The 12,588-nt window shown below is 65.6% G+C and carries 9 protein-coding genes; 2 read left to right on the plus strand and 7 right to left on the minus strand.

The window, feature by feature from the left end:
- The first annotated feature begins 63 nt into the window (after window positions 1-63).
- Complete coding sequence (locus DGN21_RS20070; RefSeq protein ID WP_160954926.1) at window positions 64-849, plus strand: rhomboid family intramembrane serine protease; 786 nt, start codon at window positions 64-66, stop codon at window positions 847-849.
- 86 nt (window positions 850-935) lie between these two features.
- On the opposite strand, the gene DGN21_RS20075 is transcribed toward DGN21_RS20070, so the two are convergent.
- Together DGN21_RS20075 and DGN21_RS20080 are read right to left on the minus strand one after the other, a co-directional pair.
- A complete protein-coding gene (locus DGN21_RS20075; protein ID WP_160954925.1) occupies window positions 936-2,036 on the minus strand; it encodes a glycerophosphodiester phosphodiesterase in 1,101 nt (366 codons plus the stop codon).
- Window positions 2,037-2,290: 254 nt separating this feature from the next.
- Window positions 2,291-4,591 carry a TonB-dependent receptor gene (locus DGN21_RS20080; RefSeq protein ID WP_065033268.1) on the minus strand — a complete coding sequence of 767 codons (2,301 nt, stop codon included), beginning with the start codon at window positions 4,589-4,591 and terminating at the stop codon, window positions 2,291-2,293.
- A gap of 195 nt (window positions 4,592-4,786) precedes the next feature.
- Here DGN21_RS20080 and DGN21_RS20085 point away from each other — a divergent pair, with 195 nt between their 5' ends.
- The gene (locus DGN21_RS20085) at window positions 4,787-5,647 is read left to right on the plus strand and encodes a phosphatase PAP2 family protein (RefSeq protein WP_215825054.1); all 861 of its coding nucleotides are present in this window, start codon (window positions 4,787-4,789) and stop codon (window positions 5,645-5,647) included.
- A 173-nt stretch (window positions 5,648-5,820) separates the two neighbouring features.
- Here the strand turns inward: DGN21_RS20085 and mnmE are convergent, their stop codons facing one another.
- The 5 genes from mnmE to rpmH all read right to left on the minus strand — a co-directional run bounded on the left by mnmE (window position 5,821) and on the right by rpmH (window position 12,346).
- A complete protein-coding gene (gene mnmE / locus DGN21_RS20090; RefSeq protein ID WP_184428924.1) occupies window positions 5,821-7,167 on the minus strand; it encodes a tRNA uridine-5-carboxymethylaminomethyl(34) synthesis GTPase MnmE in 1,347 nt (448 codons plus the stop codon).
- A 20-nt stretch (window positions 7,168-7,187) separates the two neighbouring features.
- Complete coding sequence (locus tag DGN21_RS20095) at window positions 7,188-9,890, minus strand: polysaccharide deacetylase family protein (RefSeq protein ID WP_184428926.1); 2,703 nt, start codon at window positions 9,888-9,890, stop codon at window positions 7,188-7,190.
- A 93-nt stretch (window positions 9,891-9,983) separates the two neighbouring features.
- Window positions 9,984-11,705 carry a membrane protein insertase YidC gene (gene yidC, locus DGN21_RS20100; RefSeq protein ID WP_184551216.1) on the minus strand — a complete coding sequence of 574 codons (1,722 nt, stop codon included), beginning with the start codon at window positions 11,703-11,705 and terminating at the stop codon, window positions 9,984-9,986.
- 15 nt (window positions 11,706-11,720) lie between these two features.
- Window positions 11,721-12,167 (minus strand): ribonuclease P protein component, encoded by a 447-nt coding sequence (rnpA, locus tag DGN21_RS20105; RefSeq protein WP_039512801.1) that lies wholly within the window; start codon window positions 12,165-12,167, stop codon window positions 11,721-11,723.
- A 38-nt stretch (window positions 12,168-12,205) separates the two neighbouring features.
- On the minus strand, window positions 12,206-12,346 hold the full coding sequence (gene rpmH / locus DGN21_RS20110) for a 50S ribosomal protein L34 (RefSeq protein WP_002805908.1): 141 nt from the start codon (window positions 12,344-12,346) through the stop codon (window positions 12,206-12,208).
- Between the last annotated feature and the right edge of the window lie 242 nt (window positions 12,347-12,588).

Genomic DNA, 12,588 nt, shown 5'->3' on the forward strand with positions numbered 1-12,588 from the left:
GATCCGGTTATCCCGCGCAAATAGGGCTTGCAAAGGCAAAACCACGCCGCCATCCGTGAATGCATGACAACGCATTCCCTTGCCCCCGATCCCACCACCCAGAGCCGCCTGGATCGTTCCCGGGTCTTACGTGCCTTCAACTTCAGCCTGGCCGCCGTGCTGCTGCTGGTGGCGGTGTTCACCGCCCAGGGCATGTTCGACTGGCGCGCCTGGGCGGTGGCACCGCTGCAGGCCGACGGCCTGCTCGGCATCCTCTCCGCGCCGCTGCTGCACGGCTCGCTCGCGCATCTGGGCGCCAACGCCGCCGCGCTGCTGATCCTGGGCACACTGGCCGGCAGCGTGTATCCGCGTGCCACCGCCCTGGCGCTGCCGTTGCTGTGGCTGGGCTCGGGACTGGGCGCGTGGTTGCTGGGCGAGCCCGGTAGCCGGCATCTGGGCGCCAGCGGCGTCACCCACGGGCTGATGTTCCTGGTGTTCGTGCTGGGCCTGCTGCGCCGCGACCGCCCGGCGATTGCCACCAGCATGATCGCCTTCCTGTTCTACGGCGGCATGTTGCTGACCATCCTGCCGCACGAGGCCGGCGTGTCCTGGCAATCGCATCTGGGCGGCGCGGTGGCCGGCCTGATCGCCGCGCTGCTGCTGCGCCTGCGCGACCCGCAACAGGCCAGGCCGCGCTACAGCTGGGAAGACGAGGACGAAGACGCTGCCTGGGAGATCAGCAACGCCGAACGCGACGTGCTGGAACCGCCGCCGCCACGCCAGGTGCCGGTGCTGTGGCAGCGCCAGGAAGACGGCTCGCAGAACGTAGTGCTGCATTTTCCGCCACGCGAACGGCCACCTGGGACGTAGGAGCGCGCTAGCGCGCGATGGAGCGTTATCGGGAACGCTTCATCGCGCGCCAGCGCGCTCCTACAGACCGCATATGCGTCCAACGGTTAACGCGTTGCACGCTCGCTCAACGCACGCCGTGCCAGGCCCGGATCGTCGGCAAAGAACGCATCGATACCGGCATCCAGGTACGCCTTCAACTCGGCCAATGCACCGGCCTCGTTACGTTCGGTCACCGCAGCACTGCTGCGGTTGTTGGCGGCCAGAAAGTAATTCTCCGGGCGGAAGGTATACGGCTGCACCTGCAGTCCTGCCGCATGCGCGTCGTGCACCAGGCTGGTCGGCGTGCCCAGGCGTTGCTGCGCATCCAGCGGAATGATGCTGCGGATGTCCGGGCCGATCGCATCGGCGTAGCTGGCAACCTGTTTCAGCCCTTCGGGCGTGATCATCTGCGCGTAGGTGCGCGGTGCGCTGCCTACGCCCGCATCGGGCAGCGCCATCTGCGCGCCGCCCAACAGCTGCAGCAAACGAATAGTGCTGTTGCGCCCGATCTTGCCGCGCAAGTAACGCAGGTTGCCGGTCTCGAACGACTGGATCACCACCGGCGCGGTCTGCGTGTAGGCATGCGCACGCAGGCTCGCCAGCACCTTGTCTTCCATCGCCAGATTCAGCGCACTGAAATAGCTCGGGTGCTTGATCTCCGGAATCAGCCCGATCGTGCGCCCGGTCGCTGCCGATTCGGCCGCGACAAAATCGATGATTTCGTCGAAGGTGACGATCTGAAACTGCCCATCCCAACGCGTGCCGCGCAACTGCGGCAACCGCTCGCGCGCGCGCAAGGTCTTCAATTCGGCAAGAGTGAAGTCTTCGGTGAACCAGCCTTCCATCGCCTGGCCATCGATGGTCTTGCGGGTCTTGCGCGCGGCGAACTCCGGGTGGCTGGCCACATCGGTGGTGCCGCCGATCTCGTTCTCATGACGCGCCACCAGCACACCATCCTTGGTGGACACCAGGTCCGGCTCGACAAAATCGGCGCCATCGACAATCGCCTTGGCATACGAGGCCAGGGTGTGTTCCGGGCGCAACGCGCTGGCGCCACGGTGCGCAAAGATCTGCACCGTCTTCGCCAACGGCGCCTCTGCCAACGCGGGCCCGCTCATGCCGACCATCATCGCCCCCAACACCAACGCACGGTGGAACTGCATCATGCCTTTCTCCAACAAAAAAGCAGCCATCAACACCACGGCACAACCGCCAGATGAGCGCGGCCGATGAGCGAGGCGGGATGCACGACCTTGCATCCCGCACCTCCGCATCGTCGCATCCGCCCGACAATCACTCGACAGGTCTCGCCAGCCACTCTAAAACCATCCACGTCGATCACCACCGGAAATCAGTCAGCAGCCATAAGACCCGCTGTTACCAATCCCCAATCCCCAATCCCGACTCCCCAATCCCTAACTCAGAACTTGGCATCCAAGGTCAAAAACACCTGCCGCGGCGCGCTGGCATGGAATGCCAGCTGACGGCCATTCGGATCGCTGTTGGCGAACGCGGTGAGGTTGGACGCATAGCGCTTGTCGGTGAGGTTGGTCACGTTGAGCGAGAGCTTGAGCCCCTGCAGCACGCCGGCCTGGCCGAAGTCGTACCCGGCGCCCGCATCGAACGAGGTGTAACCGCCAAAGCCCTGGTCGTTGGTGTAGGTGTAGTAGCGCTGGCCGGTGTACTTGCCGCGCAGGTTGATGTTCCAGTTGGCGTAGTTGAAGGCGATTTCGCTGGCAAACATGCGCTTGGGCGTATCCACCGTGGTCTTGCCGGCAGTCGGAATGATCACCCCGTTCTGCACGTAGTTGTCGTCGTAGGTCGAGCGGTTGATCGAGGCCGAGTTGTACCACTGCAGGTAGCTGGTCGGCTTCCAGATCACGGTCAGTTCGCCGCCGCGGCTGCTCACCGAGCCCACGTTGAAGAAGCGCGTGGTGCAGGCCGGCGTGGTGCCCTGCTGGATGCTGGCGCAGGGATTGAGCGAGAGCAGGCGGTTGTCGAAGGTCACGTCGTAACCCACCAGCGAGGCTTCGAAGCGGTCACGCACGAAGCGGTAACCGGCTTCCACGGTGCGCGACTTTTCCGGCTCCAGTGCGCCGACGCTGGCATCGAAGGAGGCCTGCGTCACCAGCAACGGACCACCGGCGCCGCCGCCCTGGAACGCGGCGATGTTTTCCGCGTACGAGGCGAACACTTCCTGCCCGTCTGCGATGCGATAGCCCAGACCGACCTGCGGCAGCACCGACTCGCTGGCCTTGATCGAACCGGTCGCCACCGGCGCTTCCACCGCCAGCCCCGGCGTTTCGCGCGCGGTCATTTCGGTGCTCGGGCTCTTGATGCCCAGATCCAGGCTCAGGCGCTCGTCGAGGAACTTGAAGTTGCCCTGCACATAGAACTGCCGCGTGGTGATGATGTAGTTCTGCGAGAACAGCCGGCGGTCGGGATCCTGCAGGAACTTGTCATCGCTGACCGGCCCGTCGATCCAGTAGAAATTGCGCTCCACATCGTGGTGATTGCGCTCGTACCACAGCCCGGCTTCGAGATGATGCGGGCCCAGGTTCCAGCCGAGCGAGGCGATGCCGCCGGTGCGGTTGATCCAGTAATTGGTGCTGCGGATGGAGATCGGCAATGCCTGCGGCGTGCCCGGGTTGGACGCCTGGCCCGGCGACCACCAGTGGCCCTGACCCTTGTTTTCGTGGTGGTAGACCTGGGTGTGCAGGCTGATGGCATCGTTGGGCTGGAAGTCGCCGGCCACATAGAACAGATCGTCGTCGCGCAACGCGCGGCTCTGGTAGTACGCATCGTCGATGTTGTCCACGCCGCCGCTGAAGCCGCAGCGCGCCGCATTGCGCGTGGCCGGTGCGCAGTACGCCGCGGCCAACGCCCGGTTCCAGTCCGGTGCGTACAGGTTCCAGTCCCAGCCCAGGCCACGCGCCATGCCGCTCTTGGACAGATACGAATAATCGGCCTGCGAGGTCCGCGAGGTGTCGGCGAACGCGGTCAGCTTGCCGCCGTCGAACTGGTACACGCCCTTGGCATTGAACTGCCGCGTGGTGGTCGGCGACTCCGGGCGCGCCCACATGTCGGCTTCGGCATTGATGCCGGACAGATACGCCGAAAACCCGTTGTAGTCGCCGGTGTCCACGCGCAGGAAGGTGCGGCGGTTGGCATCGGAGCCCACCGTCTGCGACAGCTGCCCGCCGAACACGCTGGACGGATCGGCCGAGTAGTACTGGATGGTGCCGCCCAGGTTGCTGGTGGATGCGGTGCCCAGTGCGCCGATGCCCGATGCCAGCTCCACGCCGCCGAAGTTTTCCGCAATCAGGGCGCGGCTGATATTGAGGCCGTTGTAGTTGCCGTAGGCGTTGTCACCCAGCGGCAGGCCGTCGAGCGTATAGCCCAGGCGCGTGCCGTTGAAGCCACGCAGGCTGATCGTCTGCGACTCCTCGTTGGCACCGAAGGCATCGTTGGATTGCACGTTGACGCCCGGCATGCGGTTGAGCAGCTTCTGGATGCTGGTGCCCGGCGGCAACACCGGAATGTCCTGCTGGGTGATGCGCTGCACCTGACGCGTTTCGCCCTGGCCGATCACCGAGACCGCGTCGAGTTGCTGCACGGTCGTGCCGGTGTCGGCAGTCACCTCGGGATCGGCGGCGTAGGCGGCCGGCGACAGCACGAGCGCGGTAAGGACGGCGGCACTTAACAGATGGGTCTTGGGCATGAGCGGCAGGGGGGACGAGTCAAAAGATGACGGCAAGCGTGCGACAGCTGTCTTGCGCCGATGCGACCGGGACATGACAGTGCTGCGACAGCGGCTGCGCATTCCGCGCCGCAACTGCGTTGCGCTGGCATGCAGATGTCATCTGCGCGTCGTAATCTGCGCCCTCATCCATCCGTGTTGTCCGAGGGTTGCTGCATGTCCGATCGCATTGTTCGCGCTTGTTTCCGGACGCTGTCCAGCGTCGCCATCGCGGTGCTGGCATGGGGATGCGGCAGTGCGAGCGCCCGCGACAAGGCGGCTCCGGCGGGCTCGGTGATCGCCACCGATGCACACGGCTACCTGGAAAAAGCACAGGTGCCCGACAGCCTGCGCCTGGTACCGCCACCGCCACAGAACGGCAGCGCCGCGCTCGCCAACGATCAGGCCATCGCCACATCCATGCTTGCCCTGCGCGGCACACCACGCTGGGACCTGGCCACACAGGATGCTGCACTGACGTTCCCGGCGGCCGCCAATCACTTCAGTTGCGCGCTCGGCATCCAGATCGACCAGGCCCACACCCCGCACCTGCTGCGTCTGCTCGAACGCAGCATGCGCGACGCCAGCACCAGCACCAGCGCGGCGAAGGCACGCTATCAGCGGCCACGCCCGTTCATGCGCAACGACCAGCCGATGTGCACGCCCGACGATGACGCGGCGCTGCGCAAGAACGGCTCCTACCCCTCCGGCCACACCGCCATCGGCTGGAGCTGGGGCCTGATCCTGGCCGAGCTGGCACCCGCCCAGCGCGACGCCCTGCTCGCCCGCGGCCGCGCCTTCGGCGACAGCCGCCTGGTCTGCAACGTGCACTGGCAGAGCGATGTCCTGCAGGGCCGCATCATGGGCGCCGCCACCGTCGCCGCCCTGCACGACAACCCCGAGTTCCAGAAGGATCTAGCCGCTGCGCGCCGCGAGATCGACAAGGCGCATGCAAAGCAACCTGCCACCGCCACTGCATCGCCAGCCTGCGATGCCGAGAACGCGGCATTGCAGACGGTGCTGCCGGGTGTGATGTGACGCGTTTTGCAGCGCAGTTGCGGGCGCTCGCTTCGAGTTCCGGTATCGGCATGTGACCCGCTGTACAAGCGTTGTGCTTGTCGCCGTCCCTGATCCTTGATCCTTTCCTTGATGCAGAACACCAACAGCCAGCGTCTACATCGGCTCGTCATGCGTCGCGGCAGGTAAGCGGTTTACTTGCCGATGCAAAAACTCGAAAAGATCTTGCCCAGCAATTCGTCGGCGCTCAGCTTGCCGGTGATCTCGCCGAGTGCTTCCTGTGCCAGGCGCAATTCTTCGGCGGCCAGTTCGAGCTGTTCGAAGCCCAGCTCCAGATCCGCTGCGTCTGCATGCTGTTCGGCGCGGCACAATGCCTCGACATGCCGCGTGCGTGCGGAGAATTCGCCTTCCACGCTGTCCGCTCCGTCGCCCAGCGCAAGCTCGCGCAACCGGGCGTGCAACTGCTCCAGTCCCTGCCCGGTCACCGCCGAGACCGAGACCGCGACCGCGTCGCGATCGAGCGCTGTGGCTTCGGCCAGCAGATCGCATTTGTTGTGGATCCACAGCTGACGCGGCACAGTATCGATGGCATCGCCGATCGCATCGCGCGCGGCTTGCGGGTCGCGTGCATCCAGTACCACCAGCGCCAGGTCTGCGCGCTGCAACTCCGCACGTGCGCGACGCATGCCCTCGCGCTCGATCGCATCACCGCCCTCGCGCAGGCCGGCGGTGTCGACCAACACGAGTTCGAAACCATCGAGCTGGATGGCTTCCTGCAAGGTATCGCGGGTGGTCCCGGCGACATCGGTGACGATGGCGCGCTCGCTACCGGCCAATGCATTGAGCAAGGAACTCTTGCCCGCGTTGGGCGGACCGATCAGCACCGCGTGCAGGCCGTCGCGCAGCTTGCGCCCGCGCTCGGCATCGCGCAGCAGTTGCGCCAGCAATGCGCGCGCCTGCTGTAGCCCGTCGCGCACCTGCGCCCCTCCCAGGGTGTCGAGCGGCTCGTCGGCAAAGTCGATCGCCGCTTCCACATGGACGCGTAGCCGGGTGAGGCTGTCGCTGAGCGCATCGACCCGTTGCGAAAACACACCGTCCAAGGATCTGCGCGCAGCGCGTGCCGCGCGCAGATCGCCGGCGGCGATCAGATCGGCGATGGCTTCGGCCTGCGCCAGATCGAGTTTGCCATTGAGAAAGGCGCGCTCGCTGAACTCGCCCGCGCGTGCCTGGCGCGCGCCCAGCGCAATGCAACGCGCCACCAGCTGCCGCAACAGCACCGGGCTGCCGTGTCCCTGCAGTTCCACCACCGCCTCGCCGGTGAAGCTGTGCGGCGCCGGAAACCACAAGGCGATGCCATCGTCGATCACCTCGCCCTGCGCATCGCGAAAGCGCGCGTAGCGTGCCTGCCGTGGCTGCAGATTCGGGACACCCAGCTCGGCGGCGATCTGCGCCGCCTGCGGCCCGGACAGGCGCACGATGCCGATGCCTCCGGTTCCGGCGGCGCTGGCGATGGCAACAATGGTCGATGGCGAAGAAGACATAGTCAGACAGGTTGCGCGGATCAGAGGCGTTGCAGTTGCGTGCGTGCCTGCTCGGCGCCGCTGCCTTGCGGCTGCAGTTCCAGATAGGTGGCGTAGGCCTTGCGTGCCTTGTCACGGTCGCCGGCTTTTGCGTATGCATCGCCGAGATTGAGATAGGCCACCGCACGCGACGGATCGATTTTCAGGGTATTTTCCAGCCAGCGCGCCGATTCGGCAAAGCGTTCCTGGCGGTAGTACACAAAGCCCAGGTTGTTGGCGGCCAAGGCGAAATCCGGGCGCAGCTTCAAGGCTTCGGCAAACTGCTCGGCCGCTTCGGCGTAGCGTTTTTCCTTGTACAACTGCAGGCCGCGCTCGTTGGCCAGCTGCGCACGTTGACGGTCGCTGCTCTTCACCGCCGTCGGCAAGACCAGCCTGGCTTCGCCGCCTTGCAGCGTCTTCACCGTCACCGGCGCCGCAGCTGTTGCAGCACCGCTGGTGGTGGCGGCGGGACGCGCCGCATCCACGCGTCCGTTGAGTGCGATCGCGTCGGCAGACAACTGCGCGGTGCCGGCGGTCAGGAACTCCTCGCCACTCGGTACCTGGAACACGAACTCGCCGCCCTGCGAGCCGGGCAGGCTGCCGAACGCCGGGGTCTGCGCCGACACTGCCGACACCGCCGGTGCGACATAGGCCGCCAGTTCGGTACCGGTGATCAGGCCATCGCCATTGAGATCGCCCTTGCCCGCCAGCGCCTGCAGCAGTACCCAGGTAAACACCGAATGCCCGTTCGGGCCGCTATCGGCCACCTGCTGATCGGCACCGCCGGCAGTGAGCATCTGGCGGGCGATGCGTCGTGCGTTCTCGCGCAGGTAGGCGCCGGACGTCGGCCCGCCGCGCGTCAGCCCCAATCCGCTATAGCAGGCATCCATCACGAACAGCACATGCTTGGCCTGCAGGCTTTCGGCGATGTTCTGCAGGTCGCTCATCGCGATCGCATCGCTGGCCAGTTGCTGCGGATCCGAGTCGACCGGAATGATGTAGCCCAGGTCGCGCCCGGATGCCAGCCGGCGCGTGGCGCCATGCCCGGCGAAGAACACGAACACGCGGTCGTTGGTCTGCGCGCGTCCCTCGCCGAGGCGATCGTGGAATGCCGCAAGAATATTGTTGCGCGTGGCCTGCCCGTTCTTGAGCACGATCACCTGCGAGGACGGAAACCCCAACGGGCCGGTCAAGGTGCTGGCGATGGCCTGCGCGTCGTTGGCGGCATATTCGAGCTTGGGCCAGTGCGCGTAGTCGTCGATCCCGATCACGATCGCCCAGGAGTTGGCGTAGCCGGTGGTCACGGTTGCCTCGGCCGCCGCGCCGGGCGCGCGCGCCACCGAAAACTCGCGGCCATTCCAGCCGGCGAACTGGTAGCCATCGGCGATCAGGCGATCCAGGATCTGCGGCAGCGCCTTCACTGCACGGTCGTGGATGTCATGGAACAACACGATGCCGCGCTGCTCCTTGTTCACCTGGTCGAGCACGCGCTGCACGATCGACTCGGGCACAGGGTCGGCCCAGTCCATCGAGTCGATGTTCCACATGATCGACTTCAGGCCTGCCTCACCCAGCAGCTGCAAGCCTTCGGCATTGCGCGCCCCATACGGAAACCGGAACAACGGCGCACGCTTGTCGTCCACCGCCCGCAACAACGTGTCGGTGTCCAGCACCTGGCTGCGCAACGCATCGCCGGTGGTCTTGGACAACTGCGCATGGGTCAGGCTGTGGTTGCCCACCGCATAGCCTTCTTCCATCAGCGTGTGGCTGATCTTGGATAACGGCGCGAGTGTCGGCTTGCCCTGCGCGTCCAGGCTGCCCAGGTTGCGGCCCACTTCGAAGAACACGCCCGGTACGTCGTAGCGTTTGAGGATGGCCACGATCTCCTCGGTATAGGCCTTGTGCGGGCCATCGTCGAAGGTCAGCACCACCGTCTTGGGCGGCAGGTCGCGGCCGAAGATTTCGCTGTCGCTATCGCGCGCGGAGAACGGGTACGGCTCCACCACGCCATGATCGCGCAGGATCTTTTCGCGCGTGTACAGGCTGCGCAGATGCGCCACGTAGTCGTCCCACTTCTCGCGCTTGGGCACGATCGCGCGGCTGCGATCGAAGCGGCTGAAAATCTGCGTCAGTTCCTTGTTGTAGCTGCGCTCGATCTCGTCCAGCGCTTCCAGATCCTCACCGATGCGCTGATGCAGCTTCACCGCCGGCAGTGCCGAATCGCGGCCAATGCGTGCGTGCAGGTCGCGCAACACTTCGGCAAACGCCAGGCGGTCGGCATCGTAGAGATCCGGTGCCGATTCGATCTCGTCCAGCACCGTGGCGATCGTTGCGAAGCGACGCGCTGCGTTCGACGTCAGCACCGTCTCGAATCGCGCAGCGATGCGTTCTCGCTGTTGGAGGTTTTCATGGAACAGCTGCTGCCCCACGCTGCTGGAGGTGGCGCGATCGCGTGGCGTCTGGGCATCCGCGTCGGCCAGCAACACGATGATGCGGCGATGCCGGTCCAGTTGCTCGCGCAGCTGCGCGATCAGTGCGCGTGCGTCGTCGCTGTCGGCTTCGGCTGGCGCACCAGTGGCGGCCGGCGCAGCGGTGCTGGCAGCAGACGCTGCCTCGCCGGCGGTCTGCTTGCCGCAGCCGGCCATCGCCAGCATTCCTGCGAAAGCGGCGCACAGCCACAGGCGATACAGCGGCGATGACATCACGACGGCGTCCTTGGCAATGAAGACAACAGGGCAGACAGCAACTGCGGCGACATGCAGAAAGCCCGCCTTGCGGCGGGCTCTGTGCAACTGCGCTTACTTGGCGTTGGCCTGGATGATCTTGCTCGGCTTCTCGCCGTGCTGGCGGATCATCCACCACTGGATCAGCAGACCCAGGCCGCCGTTGACCACCCAGTACAGCACCAGGCCGGCCGGCATGAAGGCCATCATGACGCCGAACACCAGCGGCATGAACTGCATCATCTTGGCCTGCATCGGGTCCATGCCCGGGGTCGGGGTCAGCTTCTGCGTGGCCCACATGATGGCGATGTTGAGCACCGGCAGGATGAAGTACGGATCGCGCGCGGTCAGATCCTGGATCCAGCCCAGCCACGGCGCCTGACGCAGTTCCACCGATTCCACCAGCACCCAGTACAGCGCGAAGAAGATCGGCATCTGGATCAGCAGCGGTAGGCAGCCGCCCATCGGGTTGATCTTTTCCTTCTTGAACAGCTCCATCGTCGCCTGCTGGTACTTGACGCGATCGTCGCCGTAACGCTCCTTCAGCTGCGCCAGGCGCGGCTGGAAGCGGCGCATCTTGGCACCGGACTTGTACTGCGCAGCCGACAGCGGATACAGCGCCAGACGCAGCAGCACCACCAGGCCGATGATGGCCCAGCCCCAGTTGTGCAGGAAGCTGTGCAGATGGCTCAACACCCAGAACAGGCCCTGGCCGATGATGGCCATGATCGAGAAGCGGCTGTAGTCGACTACCCGGTCCAGTCCCTTCACGTCTTCCTTGGCGATCAGGCTGACCAGCTTCGGGCCCACCCACAGGCGCGCTTCGGTGGTCGCGGTCTGGCCCGGCGCCACGGTGAAGGCCGGGCCACGCAGTTCGGCCACGTCACGCGGGCCGTCCTGGTTCAGCACGTAAAGCGAGGCCTGGTCCTTCTGCGGAATCCACGCAGTGAAGAAGTGGTGCTGCAGCAGCGCCACCCAACCGCCGGTGATCTGGCGATTGAGGCCGCCGTCGTCCATGTAGTCCTTGAACGCGCGACGCTCGTAGCCTTCCTGCGGGCTGTACCAGGTCGCCCCGTTGAAGCTGAAGGAATCCGGATTGGTCATGCCGCGGCTGAGGATGGTCGGCACCCGGCTCAGCTTGCGGAACACGTAGCCGTTCCACGGCGCGCCACTCTTGTTGATCACCTCGTCCTTGATCGAGATCGCATAGCGACCGCGCTCCAGAGTGAAGGTGCGGCGGATCGACACGCCGTTGGGGCCATTCCACACGAACGGCACCACCAGGGTGTTCTGGCCCTTGGCCAGTTCGAATGCGGTGCCCGGCTGTTCGGCGCGGAAGCCGCCCACGCCCGGTACCGGCGAATGCTCGCTGGCCCAACCGCTGGTGGCGTTATAGGGATGCGCGGCATCTTCGGTCAGCAGGCTGACCGGCGCGGTGCCGTCCTTGGTCTGCGGAAACTGCAGCAGTTCGGCGTCGAGCACGCTGCGGCCGTCCAGCTTCAGGCGCAGCACGTCCGAGGTCAGGGTGATCACCGGCGCAGCACCGGCAGCAGCCGGCGTCGCGGCAGTCGTGCTGGTCGCCGGTACGGCGCCCGGCACACCCGCCTGCGGAATGGCCTGGGCCGCCGGCACATTGGCCGACGGTGCCGCAGCGTCAAGATCGCGCGCAGCCGGCACCGACTGCGTCGCCGCAACCACCGGCGCATTGGCGGCGGCCTTGTCCTTGCCCCACTCCATCCACAGCAGCGCCGCGACCATCAGCCAGGCAAAAATCAGGAAAACACGGGTCTGGTTCATCGGGCAGCAACTCGCTCAGTCGGAACTGGGTTCCGGCTCTGTCGGGGAAAGGGAGGATGGGTGCATCGTCCTGGCGGGCGGCATTGTGCCGGGCGCAGCAGGCAGGGGCAATGCGCCGGCACGGCGCAGCAGACGCAGGAAAGCGTCGCGAATCTGTGGATTGGTCGCTTTTGCGGCTGCGGAGCGCGCCACAATCACGTAATCGCCGCCGGCAAGCTCGGGCAGCAGATGCCGCATGGCATCGCGCAATACGCGTTTGATCCGGTTACGTCCCACCGCACGCGTGTCGACCTTGCGCGACACCGCCATGCCCAGGCGCGGCGGCGTATCGCCGGTCCGCCAGTGCAGGCTGAGCAACGGGTCCGAGGTACGACGTGCAGTATCGAAAACGACCGTATATTGCGCACGCGTACGAACCCGCGCAGAGCGAGGAAATCGCCTGCACGGGTTCGATGCGTTCACGTTAGGGACTGCCTCGGCCGCAGGGAGCGGCGCGGCAATCAAGCGCTCAGGCGCTTGCGGCCCTTGGCGCGGCGGCGAGCCAGGATCTTGCGGCCGTCGGCGGTTGCCATACGTGCGCGGAAGCCATGGTCGCGTGCTCGCTTGAGGTTGCTGGGTTGGAAAGTACGCTTGGTGGCCATGGGGCCCTCTGCATGAATGGAGACGAATAGAACCGGCAATTCTATAGGGCCATCAGCGGCCGGGTCAACTCCCCGCAGACGTCAGCGGAGGTGATGGCGGTCAAGCCCTGTGGATGGACCTGTGAATAAGTCTGGGAAAACCCTGTCCTCGGTGCTAGTCTGGCGCATCCTCTTTTCACTACCGGGCTGCGAGCACGGCGCTTTTCTGCGCGCCGCAGCCAGCAACAGATGATCATACTTTG

The sequence above is a fragment of the Xanthomonas sp. MLO165 genome, from assembly GCF_018831305.1.
Taxonomy (GTDB): Bacteria; Pseudomonadota; Gammaproteobacteria; order Xanthomonadales; family Xanthomonadaceae; genus Xanthomonas; species Xanthomonas arboricola.

What these genes read in the sequence shown, in the direction of transcription:
- DGN21_RS20075 (WP_160954925.1), bottom strand. Translation starts at nt 2,036, where the DNA reads ATGATGCAGTTCCACCGTGCGTTGGTGTTGGGGGCGATGATGGTCGGC.
- DGN21_RS20085 (WP_215825054.1), top strand. Translation starts at nt 4,787, where the DNA reads ATGTCCGATCGCATTGTTCGCGCTTGTTTCCGGACGCTGTCCAGCGTC.
- DGN21_RS20080 (WP_065033268.1), bottom strand. Translation starts at nt 4,591, where the DNA reads ATGCCCAAGACCCATCTGTTAAGTGCCGCCGTCCTTACCGCGCTCGTG.
- mnmE (WP_184428924.1), bottom strand. Translation starts at nt 7,167, where the DNA reads ATGTCTTCTTCGCCATCGACCATTGTTGCCATCGCCAGCGCCGCCGGA.
- rpmH (WP_002805908.1), bottom strand. Translation starts at nt 12,346, where the DNA reads ATGGCCACCAAGCGTACTTTCCAACCCAGCAACCTCAAGCGAGCACGC.
- yidC (WP_184551216.1), bottom strand. Translation starts at nt 11,705, where the DNA reads ATGAACCAGACCCGTGTTTTCCTGATTTTTGCCTGGCTGATGGTCGCG.
- DGN21_RS20070 (WP_160954926.1), top strand. Translation starts at nt 64, where the DNA reads ATGACAACGCATTCCCTTGCCCCCGATCCCACCACCCAGAGCCGCCTG.